Annotated in this window: 18 protein-coding genes and 1 pseudogene; 7 read left to right on the plus strand and 12 right to left on the minus strand. The window is 70.2% G+C overall.

Translation table 11 applies throughout. From position 1 onward, the window contains the following. Positions 1 to 525 precede the first annotated feature (525 nt). From AOZ06_RS25895 to AOZ06_RS61330, 9 genes are all read right to left on the minus strand, one after another. Positions 526 to 2,028 carry an ArnT family glycosyltransferase gene (locus AOZ06_RS25895; protein WP_169798982.1) on the minus strand — a complete coding sequence of 501 codons (1,503 nt, stop codon included), beginning with the start codon at positions 2,026 to 2,028 and terminating at the stop codon, positions 526 to 528. Between the two features lie 16 nt (positions 2,029 to 2,044). Further along, a complete protein-coding gene (locus AOZ06_RS25900) occupies positions 2,045 to 3,817 on the minus strand; it encodes a fatty acyl-AMP ligase (protein WP_054291777.1) in 1,773 nt (590 codons plus the stop codon). 20 nt (positions 3,818 to 3,837) lie between these two features. Then, positions 3,838 to 4,842, minus strand: a complete 1,005-nt coding sequence (locus AOZ06_RS25905; protein WP_054291778.1) for an alpha/beta hydrolase — start codon at positions 4,840 to 4,842, stop codon at positions 3,838 to 3,840. A gap of 14 nt (positions 4,843 to 4,856) precedes the next feature. Beyond that, positions 4,857 to 11,153, minus strand: coding sequence for a type I polyketide synthase (locus AOZ06_RS25910; RefSeq protein ID WP_054291779.1), 6,297 nt, complete (start codon positions 11,151 to 11,153; stop codon positions 4,857 to 4,859). Then, positions 11,150 to 12,613 carry an MFS transporter gene (locus AOZ06_RS25915; RefSeq protein ID WP_225954730.1) on the minus strand — a complete coding sequence of 488 codons (1,464 nt, stop codon included), beginning with the start codon at positions 12,611 to 12,613 and terminating at the stop codon, positions 11,150 to 11,152. Before AOZ06_RS25915 ends, AOZ06_RS25910 begins: the two co-directional genes overlap by 4 nt. After that, positions 12,610 to 13,749 (minus strand): fatty acid desaturase family protein, encoded by a 1,140-nt coding sequence (locus AOZ06_RS25920; protein ID WP_083471933.1) that lies wholly within the window; start codon positions 13,747 to 13,749, stop codon positions 12,610 to 12,612. The genes AOZ06_RS25915 and AOZ06_RS25920 overlap by 4 nt, the downstream gene beginning before the upstream one ends. A gap of 36 nt (positions 13,750 to 13,785) precedes the next feature. Then, entirely contained in the window at positions 13,786 to 14,889 is a 1,104-nt protein-coding gene (locus tag AOZ06_RS25925) for a ferredoxin reductase (protein WP_179950839.1), read from the minus strand. A gap of 59 nt (positions 14,890 to 14,948) precedes the next feature. Next, entirely contained in the window at positions 14,949 to 16,178 is a 1,230-nt protein-coding gene (locus AOZ06_RS25930; protein WP_054291781.1) for a lipase family protein, read from the minus strand. Between the two features lie 279 nt (positions 16,179 to 16,457). Beyond that, complete coding sequence (locus tag AOZ06_RS61330) at positions 16,458 to 16,589, minus strand: hypothetical protein (RefSeq protein WP_257721485.1); 132 nt, start codon at positions 16,587 to 16,589, stop codon at positions 16,458 to 16,460. A 6-nt stretch (positions 16,590 to 16,595) separates the two neighbouring features. Between AOZ06_RS61330 and AOZ06_RS25935 the strand changes: the two genes are divergently transcribed. The 4 genes from AOZ06_RS25935 to AOZ06_RS25945 all read left to right on the plus strand — a co-directional run bounded on the left by AOZ06_RS25935 (position 16,596) and on the right by AOZ06_RS25945 (position 20,150). Then, positions 16,596 to 17,003: a hypothetical protein gene (locus tag AOZ06_RS25935; RefSeq protein ID WP_157233243.1), complete on the plus strand. Its 408-nt coding sequence runs from the start codon at positions 16,596 to 16,598 to the stop codon at positions 17,001 to 17,003. Between the two features lie 92 nt (positions 17,004 to 17,095). Next, entirely contained in the window at positions 17,096 to 18,028 is a 933-nt protein-coding gene (locus AOZ06_RS25940; protein WP_054291783.1) for a universal stress protein, read from the plus strand. Between the two features lie 158 nt (positions 18,029 to 18,186). Further along, a complete protein-coding gene (locus AOZ06_RS59020) occupies positions 18,187 to 19,716 on the plus strand; it encodes a glycosyltransferase family 87 protein (protein WP_083471934.1) in 1,530 nt (509 codons plus the stop codon). Next, on the plus strand, positions 19,686 to 20,150 hold the full coding sequence (locus AOZ06_RS25945) for a TetR-like C-terminal domain-containing protein (RefSeq protein ID WP_236952410.1): 465 nt from the start codon (positions 19,686 to 19,688) through the stop codon (positions 20,148 to 20,150). Before AOZ06_RS59020 ends, AOZ06_RS25945 begins: the two co-directional genes overlap by 31 nt. A 5-nt stretch (positions 20,151 to 20,155) precedes the next feature. Here the strand turns inward: AOZ06_RS25945 and AOZ06_RS25950 are convergent, their stop codons facing one another. Next, positions 20,156 to 20,896, minus strand: a complete 741-nt coding sequence (locus AOZ06_RS25950) for an MFS transporter (protein WP_054291785.1) — start codon at positions 20,894 to 20,896, stop codon at positions 20,156 to 20,158. A gap of 9 nt (positions 20,897 to 20,905) precedes the next feature. Here AOZ06_RS25950 and AOZ06_RS25955 point away from each other — a divergent pair, with 9 nt between their 5' ends. After that, positions 20,906 to 21,157, plus strand: a complete 252-nt coding sequence (locus AOZ06_RS25955) for a MarR family winged helix-turn-helix transcriptional regulator (RefSeq protein WP_054291786.1) — start codon at positions 20,906 to 20,908, stop codon at positions 21,155 to 21,157. 223 nt (positions 21,158 to 21,380) lie between these two features. Further along, positions 21,381 to 23,063 carry a hypothetical protein gene (locus tag AOZ06_RS25960; RefSeq protein ID WP_054291787.1) on the plus strand — a complete coding sequence of 561 codons (1,683 nt, stop codon included), beginning with the start codon at positions 21,381 to 21,383 and terminating at the stop codon, positions 23,061 to 23,063. 3 nt (positions 23,064 to 23,066) lie between these two features. On the opposite strand, the gene AOZ06_RS25965 is transcribed toward AOZ06_RS25960, so the two are convergent. Continuing rightward, the gene (locus tag AOZ06_RS25965; RefSeq protein WP_083472725.1) at positions 23,067 to 23,792 is read right to left on the minus strand and encodes a BPL-N domain-containing protein; all 726 of its coding nucleotides are present in this window, start codon (positions 23,790 to 23,792) and stop codon (positions 23,067 to 23,069) included. Between AOZ06_RS25965 and AOZ06_RS60235 the strand changes: the two are divergent. Further along, positions 23,719 to 23,955, plus strand: a pseudogene (locus AOZ06_RS60235) (type 2 periplasmic-binding domain-containing protein); the annotation flags it as partial. The gene AOZ06_RS25965 and the pseudogene AOZ06_RS60235 sit on opposite strands and share 74 nt — an antisense overlap. Before the next feature lie 93 nt (positions 23,956 to 24,048). Here the strand turns inward: AOZ06_RS60235 and AOZ06_RS25970 are convergent. Next, positions 24,049 to 24,771 (minus strand): alpha/beta hydrolase, encoded by a 723-nt coding sequence (locus tag AOZ06_RS25970; protein ID WP_083472726.1) that lies wholly within the window; start codon positions 24,769 to 24,771, stop codon positions 24,049 to 24,051. Positions 24,772 to 24,869 lie beyond the last annotated feature (98 nt).

Consider the following 24,869-nt stretch of genomic DNA (forward strand, 5'->3'; position numbering starts at 1 on the left):
TGAACGGTCAGGCTCTCGTCTTTTCCGAACAATGATTTGCTCGAATCTACCGGCCTGATGTCGAAGGCCGGTCGAGCTCGGCGGAGCTGCAGTAAATAGCGGAAAGTAGACCCTCGACGCTCGCGTGGTCAAGCAGTTCCAGACGATGGGCCCACATTCTTTGATGGGCAGGTGCCGCGTCAAGGAATATCACGCGTTGCGGCACATTGTTACTGTGGCCGGTCACGGCGTTATTCATGCTCGCACCCCCTGGTGTGCAGACACCCCATGTCTGCGGCCACGCTAAGTGCGGTATTCAACGGTGTCAACCGCCGGAAACTGCAACGCCAACGCTGCTCGCGCTGGCAATTCACGCGCAATTGGACTGGACGTTCGGCGCGCTGTGCCCATTTCGGGCACGAAATGATGTGATGCGTTGTTACCAATCACGTCCGGTAGTGGCGCGTATTCCCAGTGTGCTCGCCTTTGTCGATTCGTTGAGACGGCTCTGATACTTCGAACAGAACTCGTCCGCGATGAGGCGAACTACGGGCGGCGCATGCGGTCCCACAAGTGTGGCCATGGGGCGAACGGATCGCCGCACAACCAGATCGGCACGTTCTGGTTGGCCACCTGCGCGTCGATGTCAAGCCGCACACTGGACACCTGGCGGACCTCACCGAAGAACTGCCGCAACCAGGCCGCGTCGCCGCCGACGTAGAGCACCTGTGTTGTCTCGTCCGGTGGGCGGCCGGTGTACCAATATCCCCGTTCCGGGCCGTATGCCCTGGGCAGTCCACGTTCGCGGCCGTACACGTCCAAAGCGCTGGCCTGCCAGTAGCTGTCACCCAAGACCGCGGTACGGGCGCGGTCCGCCGGGGGCAGGCCGCGATACGCCGTCGCCGCGGTGCCGGCCAGCTGGGGCCAGCCGTAGCTGCCGCTGGAGACGAAATCCACGAGACCCGCACCGGTGAACGCGGTCGCCGGGCGAACCGGCAGCGCGAGGTAGATCATCAACGGCACGGACAACGCGTACACCGGCCAGGTGGGCACCCATCGCCACCAGCGCGCCGGACCGCGGCGCTCGATCGTCACCGCGGAGGCGGCGAACAGCACCGCGTAGAGCCCGGCCACGTAGTAGTACCGGCTCGCGAGGACCAGGAAGGTCGCTGTCACCAGTACCGCCGTCAGGCCGAACAGCCGGTAGGGGCGCAGGTGCGGTGTCCGCAGCAGCGCGTACACCCCATGGCAGGCAAGGAAAGCGCCGACGATCAAACCGGACCCGAGCAAGGCGAGCGGGATCATCGCCGGTGGCCCGCCGAGCAGTCGCCAGTTCTGTTCGGCCGCCACCTCCCGCATGAGGAAGTACGGCCAGCCGTTGTCCGCCTGCCAGAGCAACGTCGGTACCGTGGCCAGCACGGTGACCGCCCCGCCCGCCGCCAACGCCGGGCGGCTGAGCAGGCGGCGCGGCCCCGCGATCATGGCGCTCGCGGCCAGTGCCAGCCAGAAGAACACGATGAGCCACTTGCCCTGCATCGCCACCGCCGAGACGACCCCGGCGATGAACAGCAACCGGTCGGAGCCGGTGCGCAGCCACCGCACGACCAGCCAGCTGACCACGACCCAGCAGAACGGGTCCACTGTCGACGTCGCCAGTACGTGCCCGGAACCGAGCAGGTGCAAGGAGAGCGCGTACGCGCCTGCCGTGAGCACCTGTGCTTTCCGTGCGCCGCCGAACTCCCTGGCGATCAGCGCGGCCAGCACCACCCCGCCGCAGGTGAGCAGCATCGGCAGGATCCGGAAAGCCACGACGGAGCCGGGAAACGCCGAGTCGAGCAGCCACGCCAGTCCGGGCAGCAGCCACGGGTTGTCGGCGTACCCCCATGCCCAGTGGTAGCGGCCGGTGGCGAGGAAGTACAGCTCGTCGCCGAAGTAGCCGAACCGACCGCTGACCGCCAGCAGCACGACGGCCACCGCCGCGGCGATCGCCAACACGGGCAGCCGGGCGAACGCGGGGACCTCCACCCGCCTTGCCGGCTCGACTGGCACGTCTACAGTGGACATGTCAGTTGATCGCGCCGAGGTCGCCGTCGGTGTAACGGGTTCGGCACTCCGCTCGCCGGACCTTGCCGCTCGACGTGCGCGGCAGCTCGCCGGGCTCGATCAACACCACCGCCCGCACCGCCAGCCCGTGCGCACTGGACACCGCGGACCTGACCGCGGCGGTCACCTCGGCGGAATCCAGCTCCGCCGAGGTCGTCTGGCGTGCCCGTTCGGCCACCACCACGGCGTACTCTCCCTGCTCGCCCGTGACCGAGAACGCGGCGACCGCGTGCCGCCGGATCGCGGGGTGCGCGTTCTGCGCGGTGTACTCGACGTCCTGCGGGTAGTGGTTGCGGCCGTCCACGATGATCAAGTCCTTGAGCCGTCCGGTGACGAACAGGTCTCCGTCGATCAGGACACCGAGGTCGCCGGTGCGCAGCCAGCCCACACAGCCGGGGTACGGCTCCACCGGCCGGCCGCCCTCGTCGAGCGGCTCGGCCCGGAACACCGCGGCCGACTCGCCGTCGTCCTTGCCCCAGTACCCCAGGCACACGTTCGGCCCGCTGGTCCAGATCTCGCCGACCCGCCCGTCGGGCAGCACCGTGTGCGTGTGCGGATCGACCACGCGCACCAGCTGGTCCAGCGGCTGCCCGGCCGAGACCAGGGTGGACCCCGAGGCCACCTCGATCGCCTCGCCGTCGGCGAGGCCGGCCCGGTCGAACGTCCGCGCCTTCGGCGGCAGGCCCGCGGGCGACGACGACACCAGCAGCACCGCTTCCGCGAGACCGTAGCCCTGGCGGAACATGGTCGGCCGCGCGCCGCACGAGGCGAACCTCGCGTAGAACGAGTCCACAATGGCGGGAACGATCGGCTCGCTGCCGTCGCCGAAGAGAGCCACGTCGTCGAGCCGCAGCCCATCCATGTCCTCGTCGGTGGTGCGTGCGGCGGTGTAGCCGTAGGCGAAGTTGGGCGCGACGGTGATCGCCGCCCCCGAGGCCGCCATCAACTCCAGCCACCGCACCGGGCGGGTGAGGAACGCGATCGGGTCCATCAAGGTGGACGACAGGCCGCCCATCAGCGGCGCGGCGATGCCCACGACCAGGCCCATGTCGTGGAACAACGGCAACCAGCTCACCACCGCGCCACCAGGCGTGCCCTCGTAGGCCCGCACGGTCTGCGTGGCGGCGGCAGCCACGTTGCCGTGGGTGATCACCACGCCCGCCGGGTTCCTCGTGGACCCGGACGTGTACTGCAGGTACGCCAGATCGTCCGGCTTCAGCGCCACGGGCTCGTACACGGCGTCCGGCACCATGTCGACAGCGACCAGCTGTGGCCCGGCCAGGTCGCGTTCGATCAGGAACTCGTCCACCGCGTCGGTCTGCCGCCGGGTGGTGAGGATCAACGCGGGGTCGCAGTCGGCGAGCACGGCCGCGAGCCGTGACAGGTGCCCCGGCAGCGGGGACGGCTCGAACACCGGCACCGCGACCAGGCCCGCCCGCAGCGCGCCGAGGAACGCGATCACGTACTCCGCCGACTGTTCGACCAGCACGGCGGCCCGGTCACCCCGGCGGGCCCGCCGCTGGCACCACGCCGCCACCGCGGTCACCTTGTCGTCGAGTTCCCGCCAGGTCAGCGACGTGTCCGCGCCCGCGGGATCGCTGGAGTAGTCGACGAACGTGAGCGCCCGCGCGGCGCCCCGCGTCCGGGCCCAGTGCGTCAGCCTCGCCGGGAGGCTTTCGGCGCCCGCGGTCATCGGGTCGGCGCCCGCGCTCCGGGTGTTCGAGATCATCGTCATGGCTGTCCCAATCCGTTCGTTCAGATGCCCATACCGGAGGCGAGCAGTGGCCAGGACCGTTTCAGCGCGCGTTCCCAGTACGGCCACGTGTGCGTGCCGGGCCCGTAGTAGTCCGCCGTGACCGGGATTCCGTTCTGCCGCAGCTTGTCGGTGAACGACTTGGAATTGCCGAGCGCCATGCCTTCGAGGATCGCCCCGGCGCTGGGTGGGGCGTTCGGGTTCTCCAGCGGGCCTGGATTGCCGTCGCCGGATGACACGTAGAGCTGCGTGCCGCGAAGTTTGTCCACCTTGTCGTACGGGTTGTGGTCCATCCACCGCGCCCGCTGCGACCACGGATCGCCCCACAGCACGCCCCAGACGAAGAAGCCCTGCGCGATCATGTTCAGCTGCGTCGCCTCGGGAATGGGCGGCATCAGGACGTTGACAGCGCCGCTGTACGACGCCGCCGCGCCGAACATGCCGGGGAACCGGCTGGCGTACTCCATCGCGCCGTAGCCGCCCATGGACAATCCGGCCACCGAGCGTTTCGTGCCCGCCTGGTAGCCGCGTTCCAGGATCTGCCGGAGTTCGGTCGTGTGGAACGTGGGCCAGTCCGGCTTGGTGGAGAACCCGTAGTTCCACCACTGGGTGTACATGCCGATCTTGCCCGCGCTCGGCATCACGACGATCGCCTGCTTGTCCGCGGTGAACTGCTTGACGTCGGTGAACTGGGTCCAGGACTTGTAGTCCATCGGCTCACAGCAGCCGTGCAGCAGGTACAGCACCGGCCAGGTCCGCTGCGCGTCCTTCGACCAGCCGGACGGCACGAGCAGCCGGACCATGGCCGTCCCGGGTAACGCGGGTGTGTCGATCTTCAGGTCGATGGTGCGGTCGTCGATCCTGGTTTCCTCGACGACTCTCGCGCCGTCGTCGGCGACGGGCGCCGGGGGCGCCGCGGTCGCGCTGACCGGGATCACGGCCGCGAGCAGGGTCGCGGCGGCGAGCGCGACCACCGGGAGACGAGGGCGCTGCCTGGTTCTTCTCATCTTTCCTCACTTCCTCACTGCCGCGGCGCGCGGATGTCGGCGGAGATCCGATCCGCGACGATCGCGACGTGCGGCGGATCGATGACCGTGATGTGGTCGCCGGGTACCTTGACCACCTCCAGGTGCGGGCAGAACTCGTCCCAGCCGAGCGCGTCGTCGGTCCGCAGGTAGCGCGGGTCGAGCGTGGTGGTCAGCGGGTGCGGGTCCTTGGCACGGAACAACAAGACGGGTTCGCAGTAGCGGCCCGGGGCGTACTGCTCGGAGATCCGTGCGTCCACATAGGAGGTCCGCTGGTGTTCCAGCACCGCCGTGCCCATGCCCGCCACGCGTTCCGACAGCCGCCGCATGACCAGTTCGTCGCGTTCCCGTTCCGGCAACGCCACCAGCGTCTGTTCCGGCAGTCCCAGGTCCACCTGGTAGATGCGCTCGATGTAGTCGACGAACCGGGCCAGCCGCCTGCGCAGCGCGTCGTCCGGCGACGGCTCGTCGTCGGGCAGGGGGATGATCGTGTCGATCAGGAACAGCAGTTCGATCTCCGCCCCCGAGCGACGGAGTCGCCGCGCTGTCTCGAAGGCGAGCATCCCGCCGAACGACCAGCCGCCGAGCCGGTACGGCCCGTCGGGCTGCCGCTCACGGATCAGCTCGGCGTACCGCGCGGCCTTGGCCTCCACAGTGTCCAGATGGTCGAGACGCTCCATGCCGTAGCAGGTCACGTCCGGGGGCAGCAGCCCGACCAGCGGCCGGTACACCGCGGTGGGGCTTCCCGCGGCGTGGAACAGGTACAGCGGTGGACTCGGGTGGTTTCCGCGTCCGCCGAGCAGGCGTACCGGGTCGTCGTCCGTGCCCGCCAATTCGGCGCGCAGGACGTCGGCCACCCCGGCGACGGTCGGCACGGCGAGCACTTCCCGTGCGGTGACCGTTCTGCCCAGTTCGGCGGAGACGGCGGCGAGGAGCCGGTGTGCCGCCGCGTCGTCCATTCCGGCCTCGGCCAACGGCAGGTGCACGTCGATGTCCCCGTCCGGGCCGAGCACCTCGCGCACGGCTCGGCTCACCCACCGTTCGGCGAAGTCCCGTCCTGCCGGTCCGTCGCGGCCAGCCCGCGTCGGCGCCGAGATCGTCGTTCGCGCTGTGCGCAGCGTGTCCGCCAGGTAGTCGGCCAGATCGGCGAGACTGGCTCCCCGCAACAGCAGCGGCAACGGCAGGGTGACGCCGAAATCCCGTTCCACCGCCCCGCGGGCGCGCATGGCCAGCAGCGAGTCGAGCCCGAGCGAGGTGAGCGGGGCGTACGGGTCGAGCCGGTCGGCGTCCAGCCACATCATCTCGGCGACCATGGCGACGAGGTGATCGCGTACGGCGACGCGGGCCGTGTCCGGGTCGTCGGCCGCGAGTGCGCGCAAGGCGTTCTCGTGCCGCGGGCCGTCCGCGTGGACGGAAGCGGCCAGCTTGCCGAAGATCGGCCGCTCCGCGAGCCGGGGGAAGAGGTCCAGCACCGTGTCGACGTCCAGCCGGGTGATCGCGGTCTGGCCGCGGCCGGAGGCGAGCACAGCGGACAGCGCCGCGATGGCCTCACGCGGCGGCATCGGCTCCAGGATCGGGTTGTCCTTGCCTGCCGCACCGCCGATCTCAGCCCACGCGCCCCACTGGATCGTGGCCGCGGGCAGGCCGGCGGCTCGTCGCCACGCGGTGAACGCGTCCAGCCAGGCGTTCGCCGTGGCGTAGGCGGCCTGTCCGGGTGAACCGAACAGGGCGGCGGCCGACGAGTAGGCCAGCCACCAGTCCAGGTCGACCCCGTCGCACGCCTCGTGCAACCGCAGTGCGCCTTCGGTTTTGGCACGCCACACGGCGGCCAGGTCGTCGGCGTCCAAGCCGAGCACGGCACCGTCGGCGAGCACACCGGCCACGTGCAGCACGCCACGCAGCGGGCTGCCGTCACGCGTTGCCGCGCGCACCATTTGCCCGGCGACGCCGGGATCGGCGATGTCCCCGGTCACCACCTCGACCGCTACGCGGGTCACGGCGAGTTCCTCGATCACGGCGAGGACCGCCGCGGACGGTCCCCGCCGTGCGGACAGCACGAGCCGTGTGGCGCCCGAGTCGGCCAGCCAGCGGGCGGCTGCGAGGCCAAGCCCGCCGAGCCCACCCGTGATCAGGTAGGCGCCGTCCCGGACAACCGGCGCCGGCTGACGCGCGGCGAGCCCGGTGCGGGTCAGCGTGTGGGTGAAACGCCGGCCGTTGCGCCAGGCCACCTCGTCGTGCGGCTGGTCGGCCAGCAGTTCACGCACCGCAGTGCGCTCGGTGGCCTGATCGTCGAGGTCGACCACAGTCGCACGAAGTTCGGGATGCTCGTAGGCGAGGACCCGGACCAGGCCACGCAGCGCGGCGAGTCCTGGGCGCACGGTCTCGCCCGGTACGACCTCGCTGGCTCCTCGCGTGATCAGCCACAGCCGTGGCGGTGTGCTGTCCAGCCCTGCCAGGTCACGGACCACGTCAGCGACGGTGAGCATCAGGGCACGCGCGGCGTCCACCTCGGCGGGGGAGCCCGGCAGGTCTGGCAGTACCACGACACCGCCGGTCGTTGTCAGGTCGCCGCGACGGCTCATCGGGACCGCGACGGCGTGCTGCCCGTGCGCGACCAGCAAGCCGACCAACGGTGCCGCGTCCACGCCGTCCGCGTGCACCACGACCCAGTCCGTTGTGGACGACATGGCGCCGGCTGGTAGCTCGTCGGGTGTCCATTCCGCCTCGTAGGCGAGCATTTCCGGCAGGAACGGGACGTCCGCTCGTGTGGTGGCGGTCAGTTCGGCAGCCGCGACCTCAGCGAGCACCTTGCCGTGCGCGTCGAGCAGTTGAGCCGTGTCCGCTGCCGCCGATACCGTTGCTACGCGACGGAGATCATCGACGACGCGCACACGGCCGATCCGCGTCGCACTCCACACCTGGTCGTCAGTGCCGGAAACCAGGGCACGCACGCAGGCCTCGCCGAGGGCCGGGTGCAACGTGAAGCCTGAACGCCGCCCGCCACCTGGATGCTCTACAGTGGACGAAAGTCCGCCGGGGACGGGAATCGGGGGCGTCACCGGGTCCGTGGCGACGGCCGAGGCGCACCGCACCCACTCGACGCCGAACCGCGCGAACACCAGCAGTTCCAGGTCGCCCTGCGGCGTGGGCACCGCCGACACCGACACCTCCGTGTGCTCGGCCAGCGGCAGGATCCTGTGCAGCACCACCTCGCGCAGTTCGACGTTCTCCTTGGCGGACAGCGCAGCTGCCAGCATCAGCTCCACGAGCGCGGCACCGGGAAGGACCGGTACGCCGTGCGCGGTGTACCCGGCCAGCCACGGGTGCGCGGCCAGCCCCACGTCGCCCGACCAGACCTGCTGGTCAGTGCCCGGCACCCGGACCCGCTCACCGAGGAACGGATGCCCTGTGCGGCCGGACGACGGCGCCGGGTCGGCCCAGTACTCCCGGTGTTCCCACACCGGCGGCGGCAGGTCCACAACCAAGCGCCGGGGGTAGCGCGTGCGCACGACCTCCGCTGGGCCGTGCACCCACATGGTGGCCAGCGCGGCGGCGAAGCCGTCACCCGTGCCGTCCGGATCGCGGCGCAGCGTCGGAATCACCGTGACCTCATCGGCAAGCGCGGTCTGCTCGATCGCGACGGCGGTCACCGGATGCGGCGAGATCTCGACGAACAAGCGGTGCCCGTCGGCCACCGCGGCCTGGACGGCCTGGGTGAACCGCACCGGGCGACGCAGGTTCGCCGCCCAGTAGCCTGCGTCGAACAACGGCCGCAGCCGAGGATCCTCCAGCACGCTGGAGTAGCACGTGACGCCCGGCGGGACCGCCTCTGGCGCGGGACGCAGGTCGGCCAGCGCCGCCGTGAGGCGGTCGAGCACGGGGTCGATCGCGGCGGAATGCCCCGCGACGCCGGTCGGCACGATCTTGGCCAGCCCGCCGCGCGCCGTCACGTGCTCGACCAGCGCGGCCACCTGGCCGACCGGGCCACTGACGGTGCACTGCGTCGGCGAGGCGTACACCGCGATGGTGACTCCCGGGAAACTCTTGGCGAGTTCGTCCAGTTCGCCGGGGGCGAGTTCGACGACGGCCATCGCCCCGGCGCCCAGTGCCTGGAGTTCGTCCAGCACCATCGTCCGTCGCACCATCACACGCAGGCCGTCGGCCGGTTCGAGCGCGCCGAGCACCACTGCCGCGGCGACCTCGCCCATCGAGTGGCCGATCACCGCGGCGGGACGAACGCCGTGGGCGCGCCACAGCCCCGCCAGCGCGACCTGCGTGCCGAACAGGGCCAGTTGCCAGTCGGACAGCGGCTCGGCCGCCGCGTCGAGTCCGTCGAGCAGCGCGGACAACTCGACACCGGCGACATCGCGGTACACGCCGTCCAGTTCGGTGACGGCCTCGGCGAACGCCGGTTCCTCGGCCAGCAGCCGCCGCGCCATGCCCGGCCATTGCGAGCCGTACCCGGAGAACACGAACACCGGGTCGTGCCGGGCGGTCGGTTTGACCTCGGCGAGCCGCTGAAGCCGGTCACGCAACTGGACGGCATCACGCGCCGCCACCGCCGCCCGTACGGGTGCGTCCTCGTCCTCGGCGTACGCCAGCGCGGCGGCGAGGGCGCCGATATCAGGCCGTTGTCCGGCCACCTCGGCCAATGCGCGTGCGCGGGCACGCAGGCGCGCGGGGGAGCGGCCGGACAGGACGACGACTTCCGCGCGCTCCGGGGAATCCGTGACCGGGCGGGCGTGCTGCCATTCCTCCAGCACGAGGTGTGCGTTGGTGCCGCCGAAACCGAAGGAGGACACCCCGGCCCGGGCGATCCCGGGGTAGCGCGGCCACTCGGTGTTCTCCGTGACCACTTTCAGCCGTGCGCCCGCGAAGTCGATGTGCGGGTTGGGTGCGGTGTAGTGCAGGCTCGGCGGCAGCCGCGAGTGCCACAGGCTCAGCACCACCTTGATCAGTCCCACGATCCCGGCCGCGCCTTCGAGGTGGCCGAGGTTGGACTTCACCGAGCCGATCAGCAACGGCCGCGGGGCGGGCCTGCCCTCGCCGAGCACCGCCGCCAGCGCGCCGGCCTCGATCGGGTCGCCGAGCGACGTTCCCGTGCCGTGTGCCTCGACGTAGTCCACCGAGTGCGCGCGCACTCCGGCTCGCTCGTACGCGCGCCGCAGAAGTCGTTGCTGTGCGACGGGATTCGGCGCCATCAGCCCGTTGGACCGGCCGTCCGAGTTGACCGCGCTGCCCTTGATCACCGCGAGGATCCGGTCGCCGTCGCGCCGGGCGTCGGCGAGCCGTTTGAGCACGACGACGCCACATCCCTCGCCGCGTACGATCCCGTCGGCGGTGGCGTCGAACGGTTTGCACCGGCCGTCGGCGGCGAGCAGTCCCTCACGCTGGAAACTCGCGGTGATCATGGGGGACAGCAACAGGTTGACGCCGCCGACCACAGCCGTGCTGGCGTCTCCGTCCGCCAACGCCCGCACCGCCAAGTGCGCCGCGACCAGCGACGAGGAGCACGCCGTGTCGACGGTCATGCTCGGGCCGTGCGCGCCGAGTGCGTAGGACACGCGGTTGGCCGTCACCGACGCCGCCGCACCCGTGGCCGAACCGGTGTCGACACGGTCCAGGTCCAGCATGGTCAGCTGGGCATACTCCGTGGCGGACAGGCCGACGAACACCCCGCAGTCGGTGCCGCGCAGGGACTTCGCCGGGATGCCCGCGTTCGCCAGCGCTTCCCACGTCACTTCCAGCAGCAGGCGCTGCTGCGGGTCCATCACCCCGGCCTCACCGGGGCCGATGCCGAAGAACTCGGCGTCGAACCCGGCGACGTCGTCGAGGAAGCCGCCCTGCCTCGGCAGGTCGTGGCCGGCGACGTCCGGGGCGAACCGTTCCCACCGCCCGGCGGGGACGTCGCCGATGCTCGAGCGGCCACCGGTGAGCAGGTCCCAGAACTCGGCAGGCGTGGCCGCTCCCGGCAACCGGCATGCGACGCCGACGACCGCGACCGTCGCGTCATCCGCCGTGGCCGCCGATGTCCCGGAGCCCGCCGCGCCGACGGACTCGTCCCCGGCGAACGCCTTGGCCAGCTCGGCCACGGTCGGCGCGGTCCACACCAGTGTGCTCGGCAGCTCCCGGCCGAGCAGGTCACCGGCCTGCGCCGCGATCGCCACCGCGTCGCGCGAGGAGATGCCGAGATCCCGCAACGGCCGGTCCGCGTCCCGTTCGGTGACCCGGCCACTCGACACGGCAGCGAGCCGTTCGACCAGCCACGCCCGCCACTCGGCCTCGCTGTTCATGTTCCCTCGCATTCCTTGGACAGCGCCGGCGGCGCGGCAGGTAGGGGACGCAGGACGACGAGCGCGAGCGCCGCGCCGGCGAGTTGCAGCACCGCCGCGACCACCAGTCCCGCGGCGTACCCGGTGCCCAGCGCCGGGCCTGGGGCCACGCCGCCGGCGATCTCACCGGCCCGCACGGACGTGAGCACGATCCCGATCAGTGCCACGCCGAACGCGCTGGACAGCTCCCGTGACGCGGTGAGCACACCGGAGGCGGTGCCGCTGTCGTCCTCACCGGCCCTTTCCAGTGCCTGCCCGGTGATCGGCGCGGTGAACGCCGACCCGGTCCCCGCGAGCACCAACCCGACCAGCCGGGACGCCATCGTGGTCTCGTCGTTCACCACGGCGAGCTGGGCCAGTCCCCCAGCCAGGACCAGCAACCCGAGGCACACCGCGCGGTGCGGTCCGAGCATCCTCGTGACCGCCGGCACGAACGGGGTCGCGCAGACCACCGCGCCTGCGACCACCACCAACGGCAGACCAGCCGCCTCCGGTCCCATTCCCAGGAAGTCCTGATACAGCAACGGGGTGAAGAACACGACACCGCTGATCCCGAGACCCCACAGCAACACCAGTACGTTCGCGCCGAGGAAAGCCCGGTTCCGCCACAACCTCGCGGGAATCAACGGCACGGCGGCACGCCGTTCCCACCCCACGAAGGCAAACAACCCGAGCAGTCCCGCACCACCGAGGAGAACAGCGCTCACAACGCCGCCCGAGGTCACCACGGACGCGGTGAGCAGCACGAGGCTCGCCGTCACCAACGCCGTCGCACCCAGTCGCACCGGCGCACCCGTGCGAGCCCCTTCGACGCGGCTGGTGCGGGCCAGTATCAGCCACACCGCCCCGACGAACGGCAGATTGCTCAGGAAGATCCAGCTCCAGTGCAGGTGTTCGGCGAGCGCTCCGCCGAGCCACGGCCCGAGTGCCAGCGCACCGGCGAGAGCGGCGGTCCACACGGCGATGGCGATCGGGCGCCGGGGCTCCGGCAGTTCGGTACGGATCAGACTGAGCGTTCCCGGCACGATGAACGCGGCAGCGACGCCCTGCGACGCACGGGCCACGAGCAACAACTCGGCCGATCGTGCGACACCGCCGAGCAGCGCCCCGGCCGCGAACACCGCGCATCCGGTGAGCAGGACACGGCGGCGGCCGAGCCGGTCGATCACCGCACCTGCCGCCAGCAGCAGCCCGGCGTAAGGCAGCATGTAGGCGATGCCGACCCACTGGAGAGTGGTCAGGCCCAGCCCGAGTTCCCGGCCGATCGACGGCGCGGCGGCAGCGACGATCGTGTTGTCCAATGTGGTCACGAACCCGACCAGTGCGACCACGGTCATCAGTGCGGGCGCGCCGATGCCCTTGCCCATCTCGGCCGTCTCGCCCGGCGCGCCCGGCCCCGGCCGAGCCGGAGTGGCAGTCATGCCGCCACGCGCCGAGCGTCGGGAACCGGCCGGAGCTTGTCACGGCGGGCCGTGCCGAACGGTGTGCGCCCGCGCGGCGGCAGGGCGAGCCGGAAGATCTTGCGCCACACCTTGCCGACCTGCTTGCCGAGCGGGCCGGTGGTGTAGGTCAGTCCGTAGCGCTCGGAGATCTCCCTGACGCGTCCCGAGATCTGCTGGTACCGGCGCGCGGGGATGTCGGGGAACAGGTGGTGCTCGATCTGGAAGCTGAGGTTGCCCGCGACGACGTGGAACAGCTTGCCGCCGTCGATGTTGGCGGAGCCGAGCATCTGCCGGTAGTACCACTGGCCGCGGGTCTCGTCGGCGCATTCCTCCTCGGTGAAGTCCGCGACCCCGTCGGGGAAGTGCCCGCAGAAGATGATGCTGAACGCCCACAGGTTGCGCACCAGGTTCGCCACCGCGTTGCCCGTCAGGGTGGCCATCGCGCCGGGGCCGCTCAGCAACGGGAACAACACGTAGTCCTTGAGCGCCTGCTTGCCGCCCTTCTCCCACATCCGGCGGCGCAACCCCTTGGTGTCCGACCACTTCCGCCGTCCGGACAGGATCCGGTCGAACTCCAGGTCGTGCAGCATCACGCCCCACTCGAACGCGACCATCAGCACGAACGCGTACACCGGGTTGCCGAGGTAGTACGGCCGCCACCGCTGGTTGTCGACCATGCGGAGCAGGCCGTACCCGATGTCACGGTCCTTGCCCAGGATGTTGGTGAACGTGTGGTGCACGTAGTTGTGCGTGTGCCGCCATTGCTCGGCCGGGCAGACGGTGTCCCACTCGAACATCTTCGAGTTCAGGCTCGGGTCGCCCATCCAGTCGTACTGGCCGTGCATGACGTTGTGGCCGATCTCCATGTTGTCCAGGATCTTGGAGATCGACAGCGCCGCGGTCCCGGCGAGCCACGCCGGTGGGAACCAGCCTGCCCACAGCAGTGCGCGGCCGGCGAACTCGAACCGCTGCTGCAACGTGACGACGCGGCGGATGTAGGCCGCGTCGTCGTGGCCGAGGTCGTCGGCCAGTTCCTTGCGCAGCGCGTCGAGTTCCCGGCCGAGCTCGTCGAACTGCTCGGGGGTGAGCTGCGGGATGCGGGCTCGGGTGGCCATGTGCCGCCGTCCTTGTCGGTTGTGGTCGTCGACGACTCAGATGTCCAGTTCGACGTCGCCGCACGGGGCGTTGACGCACAGCTGGATCCGCTCGCCGGGCTCCGCCGTGATCGTGCCGTCGAGTACGTTGCGGACCGCGCCGCTGGTTTTGACGCTGGTGCAGGTGTGGCAGATGCCCATCCGGCAGCCGTGATCCGGGCGCAGGCCCGCGGATTCGGCCTGTTCCAGCAAGGTGCGCCCGTCGCCGCGCACGCTGACGCCGCTGCGGGCGAACCGGACCTCGCCGGCGGGATCCCCGGCGGGAGGTGCCGTGATCCGCGTCGTGAACCGTTCGACCCGCAACCGGTCGCCGAGACCCTCGGCCCGCCACAGCGAGCCGACCGCGTCCATCAAGGACGGGGGACCGCAGCAGTAGCACAGCGCGTCGGCGTAGTCCGGCGCGAACTCAAGCAGTTGTTCCTTGCTGAACCGTCCGTGCTGCCGGGGGTAGGCGTGGATCAGCGTGAGGCGCGGGCCGGCGGCGGCGAGGGCCGCGAGTTCCTGGCGGTAGACCACGTCATCGGGGCCGCTCGCGTAGTGCAGGAACGTGATCCGGCCGGTGTGCCGCCGGTCGGCGAGGGTGCGCAGGATGGACATCACCGGCGTGATTCCGCTGCCGCCGCTGATCAGCAGGACGTGCCCGGGCACCTCGGCGGGCAGGACGAAGCCGCCCTCCGCCTGGGAGAGCCCCACGACCAGGCCGGGCCGGGCGTGGCGCTTGAGGTAGCCGGACACCGTGCCGGCCGGGTTCACCTTGGCGGTGATCTCGACCAGGCCGTCCGAGCGGTGTGCCGAGCCGGCGACGGAGAAGCACCGGGTCCGGCGCATCCCGTCGACCTCGACGTGGAGGCGCACGTACTGCCCGGCTTGTGCCCCGTCCCAGTTCCCGTTGGGCCGCAAGGTCAGCGTGACAGAGCTCGGCGTGGGGTGGGTGACGTCGGCAACGGCCGCGCGCACCTCATTGACCGACCACAGTGGATTGATCAGGCCGAGGTAGCGGTCCACGCCGTGTGGCACGGTCAAAGCCGTGACCGCGCGCGAGGTCAGCACCTTGCGCGCCCGGCGCCAGCCCACTCGGGCGAGACTCGAATTCAGCACCACGTCGTGCTCCTGGTTCGGCGTGAACGACGCGGCGGTGCGGGCGCCGCCGCGTCGTCGCGTTAGAACTTCCCGCAGTTGGTGGCGGCGGGTTTGGCTGCCAACCGGTCGGCCAGCCAGTTCGCCGAGTTGGCCATGGCCGCCGGAACGCCTCCGACGTGCGCGAACACCGGTGGGGCGGGCAGGTCGTTGAACTGCACCGTCGCGCCTTTGGAGCACCAGTCCTTGGCCAGCTGCTTGCCTTGGCCGTAGGGGACGATGTCGTCGAGCGGGGCGTGCTCGACGAGCACCGGGGCGTTCGGCTTGAGGTTGCCGATCCTCAGCTTCGCGAGGATGGACTTGAACGGTTCCTCGCTGAGGTACGCCGACACCGGGCGGCCGTCCTGGGTCAGCGTGCTCGACTGCGTGAACGGGTACTTGAGCAGTGCCCCGATCGTGCACATGGTCGCAGCGTCCTTGTACAGCTGCTTGCCTTTGTCGTTGGCGAGCTTGGTGAGGATCTCGGTCTCCGGGTACGCGGTGTTCAGGCCCACCAGCGCGAACCCGAGGAATGCCACGGCGTACGAGCCGTCCAGCGACGTGGCCAGCACACCGAGATCCGCGGGCGGCGCACCGACGTAGGCACCCTGGACTTTGAGTTCCGGAGCGTAGGACGGGGCCAGTTCGACCGCCGCGGCCGAGCCGCCACCGCCCTGCGAATAGCCGGTGATCCCGACCGGTCCGCCCGCGGGCAGGCCGGAGTTCGGCAGCCGCTGCGCCGCGCGGATCACGTCGAGCACCGCGTGCGCCTCGGCCTCACGCATCACATAGGTGTGGTCGCCGGGCGTGCCGAGACCTTCGTAGTCGGTCTGCGCGACCGCTATTCCCTTTTCCAGCAGGGCATTGACGAAACCGGTCTGGAACACCGTCGCGGCGTCGCCCTGGCCCTCGCCCGCCATGGTCTTGGACGGCGCGCACCCGTCGCCGAGGCCCGCGGTGAACGGCGCGTAGCCGGCAACTGGTCGCGGACCCGGCCCCGGCCATGCCTTGTGCGGCACCATGACCGTGCCGGTCACCGGGATTGGTCTGCCCTTGGAATCCCGGCTCAGGTACATGATCCGGGTGGCGTCCGAGCCGAGGACGAACGACGGCTGGGACTTGATGACGTCACCATTCTGGCCCGCGGGCAACGGCGACGGCGGGGCGTAGAACGCCTCGTCGGCACCGGCCACCGGCGCCCCCGCGACCAACGCGGCCGTGCAGGACGCCGACGCGAGAGCAGCGGTGAGCCCGCGTCGAACCGAAAACGACATGGTTGTTTCTCCATCATGAGAGAGCAGCAGAATGAATTACAGGGTGACCGCCCCTCGTGGTTCGATCAAAGAATGCTGCAACTGAACGGATACTGTCAACCGTAAACGGCGTGCACGGGCGGCGGCGGCGTCGTGGCCACGGATTTCTGTCACTTGGTCATACCCTTGTGGTGCTGGTGGCTCACTACCTGACAAAACCGTTGCCGAGCGCGGAATTCGTGATCTTGCGGGTGTTGAATCACCCGGTGACCGGGATTGTTGCGAAATAGTCAGTCGGCCTCAAAAACGATGCGCGTGAATTGTTCCGGGATGAGCGTCGCCTGTGCCGGTGGCCTGGCGGCCGCTGCCTGTGATCGATTCGGCGGTGATCGATTCGACCGTCAAGCGGAAGCGGCGCGACAGTGCGACCATCGAGCGATGACGTATCCAGAACCTGATCCGCAGCGGACCAGGGCGTTACCGAACCAGGGTGGTCCGGCGCCCGCCGCGGCGGAGGATGTCAGAAGGGCCAAGCGCGTGCGCACCGTCCGGATGGCTCGCACGGCCGTCACGTTCGTCTGCGCCCTGTTCGCGGTGGTCCTCGTCTTCCAGATCATCCTGGTCCTCGCCGAGGCGAACGCGGCCAACGGCTTCGCCTCGTTCATCGACGGCTTCTCCGGGGCGGTGTCACTCGGCTTCGACGGGCTGTTCTCGCCGGACTCGGCCAAGGCGGCGGTGCTGTTCAACTACGGCGCGGCGGCGATTGTCTGGCTGCTGATCAGCGCGGCCCTCAACTACCTGATCCGCCGTTTCGCGCTGCCGGGGCCCCGGGTGCCCCAGGCCTGACCGCCTGGGGCAGCCCGCGGAGAACCGCTGGTGTGACCGAGCGGGACGCCACGTCAGGTTTCGTTTCGCCTCGCGTGGGGGAACCGGGGCCCGTGACGCCATCAGAACAGGCCACAGTAGAGCGTTCGGTCATCGTCGCGGGGTTCGACGGTTCCGCTGCGGCGGAGCGTGCCGTCATGTGGGCTGCCCGGGAGGCATCCGGGCAGGAACGCGGGCTCGCGGTGATGCAGGCTCTCGGCCTTCCCGTGCTGCCCGACTCCACGTCCACACCTGCGGGCTGGATCAGCCCGCAGGTGCTCGACGCGGACGAGCAGGAAGTGCTCCTCGCGCACGCGCAGAGCGAGCTCGACCGGGTGGCCGAGGCCTGCCGGAGCGCGTATCCCGGCCTTGAGGTCGTGACCCGGCTGCTGACCGGCCGCGGATCGGAGACGCTCGCCGAGGCCGCGTCGGACGCGCGGGAACTGGTGATCGGGCCGTCCGGGCGGTCGGGCTTGCCCAGGGTGCTGCTCGGCTCGACGGCCGCGGAGCTCCTGCAGTCCTACACGCGTCCGATCGTGATCGTGCGGCAAGCCGAGGACCAGCCGGAAGGCCGCCACGTCGTGGTCGGCGCCGACGGGTCGCCGACCAGTTCCGCCGCCGTCGAGTTCGCGTTCGACTTCGCCGACCGGCACGGCCTCGACCTGGTCGCGGTGCACGCGTGGTCCGATCTGCCGCTGGACGCGATGAACCCGGTGGGGCCGTGGGACAACACCTGGGTGGACATCCAGGAGAAGGCCACGCAGGCGTTCGAGGAGTCGCTCACCGAACACCGGCAACGGCACCCTGACGTCACCGTCCGGCAGCTGGTCACTCCTGACCGACCGGCACACGCCTTGCTCGACCAGTCCGAGGGTGCCGCGCTGCTCGTGGTCGGCAGTCACGGGCGCGGCGCGCTGCGACGTGCGCTGCTGGGCTCGGTCAGCCACACCGTCGCGTTCCACGCCGCGTGCCCGGTCGCGATCGTTCGCCCGGACACGGAGGAGTGATCCAGACCAGACACTCCACTATGGACTGGCCTGGTGGAGGGATTCGGGCAGACCTGATGCCCGGCAGTCCTGTGGTGATCGCCGGAGAACCGGCGGCGTGTGACGTGAAGCACGTCTCGTCCTGAATCTGCTCCGCGCTCGGCGCCGTCTGGCCGGGCATGGAGACTGAGCGAGCGCCGCACCGGATGGGGGCGGCTGAGTGGGTGGTGCACCGGATCCGGGTTGTCACCGGTGCTCCGCTCCGGCGGACAGCGGCGATCTCCGGAGTTCTGGTCGTGGTGCTGCTGTGCCTGCTGGACCTCGCGTACCGGAGCCGTTTCGGCGATCTGCACAGCTTCTGCCAAGGCGTCATCGCGTGGTGGCACGGTCAGGATCCTTACGGGCAACTGCCTGCCACCTACGCGGGCGGCACACCGGGATTCATCTATCCGCCGTTCGCGTTGCTTCCGCTGTCGGTGTTCGCGGCGCTGCCGTTCCCGGCCGCCGCGGTGCTGTCGGTGCTGATTTCCTGTGCCTGTCTGGGTGTCACGTGCTTCGCCGTGTTGCGCGGGGTCTGGCCGCGGGGAGGCGTTCGCGGTTGCCTGCACGTCACCGTGCTGGTGATGCCGTTGTTGCTGGTGCTGGAACCGGTTCGCAACACCGTCGGGCACGGGCAGGTGAACCTCTGGCTGATGGCTCTGGTCGCGGCCGACTGTCTCGTGGAACGGCCGAAGTGGCCGCGTGGCACGCTGATCGGGATCGCGGCGGCCATCAAGATCACCCCAGCTGCTTTCGTGCTGTTCCTGGTGGCGCGGAAAGACTTCCGGGCCGCGGTCGTGGCCGCGGTGACCGCCGCGCTCAGCACCGGCGCCACGTTCGCGCTGATGCCTGTCGAGTCGGACCGGTTCTGGTGCGGCGGAGTGCTCGCCGGGCCTGTCGGCATCGTCAACCGGGACAACCAGTCCATCGCCGCCGGCCTGCACCGGCTCGGCCTGGCGGGCAGCTGGCACACTGCGGCATGGCTGGCACTGGCGGGGCTGGTCCTGATGATTTCGGTGGTGATCATGCGCCGGGTCGGGACCGAGGCCGCGATGGTCACCAACGGGTTCGCGGCGCTGTTGATCTCACCACTGTCCTGGACCGCGCACTGGGTATGGGTTGCGCCCGCTTTGGTGGTGTACGCCGCCACTGTCCTGCCCGCGAGCGCCGGACGTCCGACGCGGGTACGCGACCGCAGCTGCTATGTCCTCATCGCGGTCACGGTGTTTCTCATGGTTGGCCCACAGGTGGTGACGCCCGCTGAAGGCCCATGGGCGGGATGGCAGTACCTGCTGGTCAACGCGTATCCGCTGGCGGCTCTTGGCCTGCTCGTCGTAGGCGCGGTCCAGCTCCGGGTTCGCCGCTGGGTGATGGTGGGGACAGTCCTGGGAACGGTGGCACCGGTCGATCATCGCCACGGTGATCCGACGGTGGCGCACACTGTCTTGTGTGGACGTTCGTCCCCATTCTGCGTGCGCATCCGGTCGCATGGGGTCACAGCGGTTGCGCGGCGAACGCTAGCCTGCACTTCATGGCAGACACTCGTCCTGGGGGCCGCACGGCCCGTACGCGCGCCGCGGTGCACAACGCGGTGCGTGAGTTGTTCGCCGAGGGGCGCGACCAGCCGTCGGTGCGGGAAGTGTCCGAGCGGTCCGGTGTGCACGAGGTGACGATCTACCGGCGGTGGGGGAGGATCGAGTCGCTGGTCCTCGATGTCGCGGTCACGCAGCTCAACGAGGAGGCGCCGTTCCCCGACAGCGGTGACCTGCGCCGGGACCTGCTCGACTGGGCGCACGCGGTGGCCGGGCAGGTGAAGACGCGTGAGGGGTTCGCGCTGTTCCGCGCGCTCGCCGCGGCCACGTCCCCGCTCGGTGGTGACCAGAGCGGTGCGCTGGCCGCCGATGCCGCTCGTTACCTGCGGCAGCGCACCGCTCAGATGCGGCTGGCGCTGGACAGGTTCGCCGCCGCGAGCGGCAAGCTGGTGTCGGTCGCGCACATCCTCGACGTCGTGCTCGCGCCCATCTACCTGCGGGCGATCTTCGGCTACGAGCCGCCCGACACCGAACTGGAGGCGCTGGTCGACCGGGCGTTGGCCACAGCCTGACATCCTTAGTGCAAGAACTCTTGCATTAGAGGCGTCCATCTCGCGCGCCACGGACCTGCTCGAAGTACAGCGGCGGCACGATCACGCTGCCGAACAGCGCGCCACCGGTGAAGAACACCGCCACGCTTGCCGCGGGGTAGACGCGATCGGCGAACAGGCTCAGGCTCAGGACGGGGTTCTTCTTGCCGAGACTGGTGACCACGTACGCGAGCGGGGCGGCGGGCGCCGAGGGCCAGCGTGACGATCACCTCGGCGGCGTGCAGTCCACCCGGTCCGGACGCCTGGATGATGCCGTAGCTGAGCACCGACAGCCCGCCGGTCGCAGGCCCGATCGCGGGCGCGACGACGACGGCGAGGTCCGCGATGCTCATCACGCGGCCGAGTCGCCGCGGACCGGCGATCTGGCCGATCACCGCCTGCCCGGCGGGCCCGAGGAAGCCGCCTGCGAGGCCCTGTAGCACCCGCATGACGACCAGGGCCGGGAGGTCCGGCGCGACGGCGCACAGGACCGAGGTGACGGTGAAGGCGACCAGCGAGGCCAGCCAGAGCCGCCCGGTGCCCATGCGGCGCCCTAGCCACGCCGAGATCGGCAGGGCCGCGCCGAGCGCGAGCAGGTAGCCGCTGGCGACCCACTGCACGGACGTCAGCGGCGCGCCGAGGGTCTGGCTGATGGTGTCGAGACCGATGTCGACCAGTGAGGAGTCGAGCGCGCCCATGAACGCGCCGAAGACGACGACCCACGTCACGGTCCGGACGTGCCGGACCGCAGCGACCTGGTCAAGGTGCTCGACCGGGTCGAGCGGGCGGGCTGGATCCTGCGGACCCGAGACACCGTCGACCGCCACCGCCACGTCCTCGTGCTCACCGACGAGGCACGCGCGGCGATCGACAAGACCGAACGGGTGTCCCGCGCAATCACCGACGACGTGCCCGCCGGTTTGAGCGAGCCCGAACGTCGGACGCTGCACCGGTCGCTGCTCAAAGCGTTCGGGAAACCCGGGGACTGATGCCCTGAGGGCAACCAGTCCGAGCAGCCGCGGCAGGAGACACCACATCAGCGACCGTCTGCACGGCACCGTCTAGGCCGTTGCCCGAACATGCCCCAACTGGTCGAGAACGGTCAGCCCCCTCCGCCGGGCGACGCTCAGGACGACCAGGCACACTCCCGGCCAGGAGAAAACCGCAAGACTGGTCCGCTCGAATACCCACGAGCGAACAGGGGAGTGATTCATGCGCGTGCCGGTCCTCGTGCTGGCGTTGGTGGCAGTCCTGGTCGCGGGCTGCGACGAGGAGCCCAAGCAGGTGTCGGGCCCGTCCAGGGAGTCCACGGGCGACCCGGCGACGGCCGCGCGCTACGCACCCCTGGTCTTCCTGGCCGACGGCGAGAAGAACCTGCCGATGGACGCCACCCGCTACATCGAGAAGGCGTCGCTGTGGTTCCTGCACGGCGACGACTGCGATGACCACGAAGTCGCCGGCCGGGTCGATGCGGCTCGCCTGAACGAGAAGGCCGCCGACGGGTACGCGCACGAACAGGACGACTGCGCGGGAAACGGCACCAAGGACGTGAAGGTGACCGAGCCCGCCGCCGAGGGAACCGGGTTCTTCCTCAAAGCGGGCCAGGGCACGCGGCCCGGTGACGGGCCCGGCGCGCCGGTGTACTGGGAGTTCCACAAGGACGACAAGACCTCGCAGGTCGCGTACGTCTACTGGTTCTTCTACGGCTACAACGACCTCGACCGTGGCAACAAGCACGAGGGCGACTGGGAACGCGTCGCGGTCCCGATGAAGGACGGCAAACCGGACGGCGTCGTGTTCTACAAACACGGTGGCCTGCCGTGCAAGGTGCCGTGGGAGGGCAAGCTGGGCAAGAGCGGCGACCACCCGCACGTCTACGCCGCGAAAGGTTCCCACGGGTCCTATCCGGACTCGGGCAACACCTACATCGTGCCCGCCTCAGTGGACTCCCGGTCGGCCGGGACGCAGTGGAACACGTGGGAGAACGCCCGCGCCCTGCCGCGGCAGCCGTGGTGGGGCTACCGCGGCTGGTGGGGCAAGGAAAGCTGGGTCCCCGTGCCCGGCTTCGACCGGATCCCCGGTCCCGGCCCGAACCGGGTGATCAACAACGTGTTCATCGCCAAGTCGTGCGACGACGCCGAGGAACCGGTGGCCACGGAACTGTCCGCCGACTTCGAGGGGGAGTGGGAGACGGAGAAACCCGCGACCCAGCGGCCACGGGTCACGCCGTACCACATCCGGCTCAGCCTCGGCAGGCAGCAGAGCACCGTCCACTACCGCACGACCTGGGACCAGCCGGACCCGAAGCTCGACTGCGCGGGCACGTGGACGGTCACCGGCTCGACCAGGCACCTGGCGGCGATGCACGAGAAGATCGAGTCCACCAAGGCGGGCAGGTGCGTGCCGGAGGGGAACCTCTCGCTCGAACTGGTCGACGGCAAGCTGCGGGTCACCTACACCGGCGACAACGTGGCGATGGCGGCGACCTTGGTCAAACGGGCCAAGACCGATGCCCCGCCCGGCACGTCACCCCGTGCCGCGTCCGGCAACACGACCGAGGCCGCGTTGGCGCGGTTCGAGGAGTACCTGCACGCGGTCGGCAACGAGAACCTCGACGTGGTCTGCGACATCGCCGGGCCGGGCGCGAAGAAGGCCGAGCAGGAGGGCTTCGGGCCGTGCCGCAAGACCATGCCGGTCATGTTCCGGATGATCTCGGCCACCCAGAAGCAGGCACTGAGAACGGCCACAGTGGACACCAAGCAGGTGACCGCCAAGCCGGGTGAGGTCAAGGTGCCCGCCAAGGCGATCAAGGCGGGCACCGTCAAGTTCACCTCGTCCGACCTGGGCGACCGCACGATCACGTTCCAGAACGGACAGTGGTACGTCACCGACTGACGCTCAGCGCTGCCCGGTGGTCCGTTCGATCAGTTCGCGGGCCAGGTCCAGGCGGACACCGTCGGGGTTGGTCAGGCCTTTGCCCTCGTACCATTCCGCGGTGGCCTCCGGGTGCGGGCCGCTGACCCCGACCCGGCCGTTGCCGTACGACGCCACGACGACCGCGGCGGCGCCGTTGCTGTACGTCGCCAGCACGGTGGCGTTGGCGCCGCCGGTCAGGTGGAAAGCCGGACCGTCCTGGAAGTACATGTGGCGCGGCTGGCCCTGCCAGTCCACCTTCAGCACGGTGTCGCGATCGTCGGGCACCTCGGAGCCCGGCGAGCCCGCGTACCCGTCGGTGTCGCCGGGCAGCAGGCCGAAGCCCGGGTTGTGCCCGGCGAGGTAGCCGCCGAAACACAACCCCAGGTAGCTGCCGCCGCCCCGGATCCAGTCGCGGATCATGTCGGCGGAGCCGCGCAGGTCGCGCCAGGTCCGCTGCAGGTCGTCACCGCCGGGCTGGACGTACAACGTCGCCTTGGCCAGCAAGCCGGCGGTCAGGGCGGTCCCGGTCCCGGGGCCGACGAACTTGACCTCGAACGGCCGCGGCGCGGTGCGCAGCACCTCGGCGATCGTGGGCGCGCAGTCATGGGCGGCGTTCGCGGCACTGCCGCACGTCGTGATCTCCCGTCGAGGCGGCCGGGACAACCGCGTCGACGAACTGCTGAAAGCCCGCAACCTCAGCGGGAACATCGCTTTCACCGTACCGGCACTGGCGTTGGCGCTGCGGATCGTGGCCGCGCACAACCTGATCACGGTCGCTCCCCGGCTGCTCACCGAGCACGCGCTCCCGCCCGCACTGCGCAGTTACCCGATGCCGGGCCCCACGCCTGCGATTGCCGCGGTCCTGTCGTGGCACGCCCGGCACGACCGCGACGCCGCACACCGCTGGCTGCGCACGCTGATCGTGCACGCCCTCGGCGCGATCACCCAGGACAACGATCACTGGTCAAGGGGCGAGCTTGAGCAACAGGCCGCTCAACTCGGTGGGCATGGTGATCATGCAGTCGTGGCCGGTCGGCAACTCCCACACCTGGGACGGGCAACCGTTGGGCTGGACCGCGGGGACGGGCCGCCGGGTGATGCCGTCCGGGGTGGCGCCGACGCAGTGGATGTGTGTGCGCGGGATCGCGTTCACGGCCGGGTTGTCCAGCCGGACCGGTTGCTGGAGGCAGCGCACCGGCCCATCGGAGATCATCGTGCGCAACCAGGCGATGTCCGCCGGGTCGGTCACCCCGAACAGGCCGAGTGGCGGTGGCTGCTGCGGGAGCGGCGGGACGCGCCAGCCGTCGCCGGAACGCGCGGCGAGGTCGATCAGGCTCTGGGTGACGGGTTGCACGTCGACCGCGGTTTCCCCGTCGGCCGGGACCATCGCGTCCAGGTAGACCAGGTGCTCGACCCGGTCCGGGACGCGGTTGGCCGCGGACGAGATCACCAGCCCCGCGTAGCTGTGACCCACCAGGATCACGTCGGTGTGGTCGCCGATCGCCGTGACCACGTCGTCCACGTGTGTGTCGAGCCCGACGTCCGGGCCGAGCAGGTGCGCCTTGTCGCCATAGCCGGTCAGTGACGGCGTGAGCACCCGGTGCCCGGCCGGCTCCAGCAACGGGACCACCCGCTCCCAGCACCGTCCACTGTGCCAAGCCCCGTGTACCAGCAGAAAAGTAGACATGGTCGGAACGACCTCCTTCACCGCGAACCGCGGTTACTATTGGTGCCATGGTTCTCTTCAGGAACCACGACCAGGGTGGCCGCTCGAACCGCCTCGGG

This window comes from Kibdelosporangium phytohabitans, from assembly GCF_001302585.1.
Classification (GTDB): Bacteria; Actinomycetota; Actinomycetes; order Mycobacteriales; family Pseudonocardiaceae; genus Kibdelosporangium; species Kibdelosporangium phytohabitans.

Bases quoted from the DNA above. Each gene is read 5' to 3' on its own strand.
- AOZ06_RS25910 (WP_054291779.1), bottom strand. From the start codon at position 11,153: ATGAACAGCGAGGCCGAGTGGCGGGCGTGGCTGGTCGAACGGCTCGCT.
- AOZ06_RS25915 (WP_225954730.1), bottom strand. From the start codon at position 12,613: ATGACTGCCACTCCGGCTCGGCCGGGGCCGGGCGCGCCGGGCGAGACG.
- AOZ06_RS25930 (WP_054291781.1), bottom strand. From the start codon at position 16,178: ATGTCGTTTTCGGTTCGACGCGGGCTCACCGCTGCTCTCGCGTCGGCG.
- AOZ06_RS25970 (WP_083472726.1), bottom strand. From the start codon at position 24,771: ATGTCTACTTTTCTGCTGGTACACGGGGCTTGGCACAGTGGACGGTGC.
- AOZ06_RS25900 (WP_054291777.1), bottom strand. From the start codon at position 3,817: ATGACGATGATCTCGAACACCCGGAGCGCGGGCGCCGACCCGATGACC.
- AOZ06_RS25965 (WP_083472725.1), bottom strand. From the start codon at position 23,792: ATGTTCCCGCTGAGGTTGCGGGCTTTCAGCAGTTCGTCGACGCGGTTG.
- AOZ06_RS25935 (WP_157233243.1), top strand. From the start codon at position 16,596: ATGACGTATCCAGAACCTGATCCGCAGCGGACCAGGGCGTTACCGAAC.
- AOZ06_RS59020 (WP_083471934.1), top strand. From the start codon at position 18,187: ATGGAGACTGAGCGAGCGCCGCACCGGATGGGGGCGGCTGAGTGGGTG.
- AOZ06_RS25905 (WP_054291778.1), bottom strand. From the start codon at position 4,842: ATGAGAAGAACCAGGCAGCGCCCTCGTCTCCCGGTGGTCGCGCTCGCC.
- AOZ06_RS61330 (WP_257721485.1), bottom strand. From the start codon at position 16,589: ATGGTCGCACTGTCGCGCCGCTTCCGCTTGACGGTCGAATCGATCACC.
- AOZ06_RS25960 (WP_054291787.1), top strand. From the start codon at position 21,381: ATGCGCGTGCCGGTCCTCGTGCTGGCGTTGGTGGCAGTCCTGGTCGCG.
- AOZ06_RS25920 (WP_083471933.1), bottom strand. From the start codon at position 13,749: ATGGCCACCCGAGCCCGCATCCCGCAGCTCACCCCCGAGCAGTTCGAC.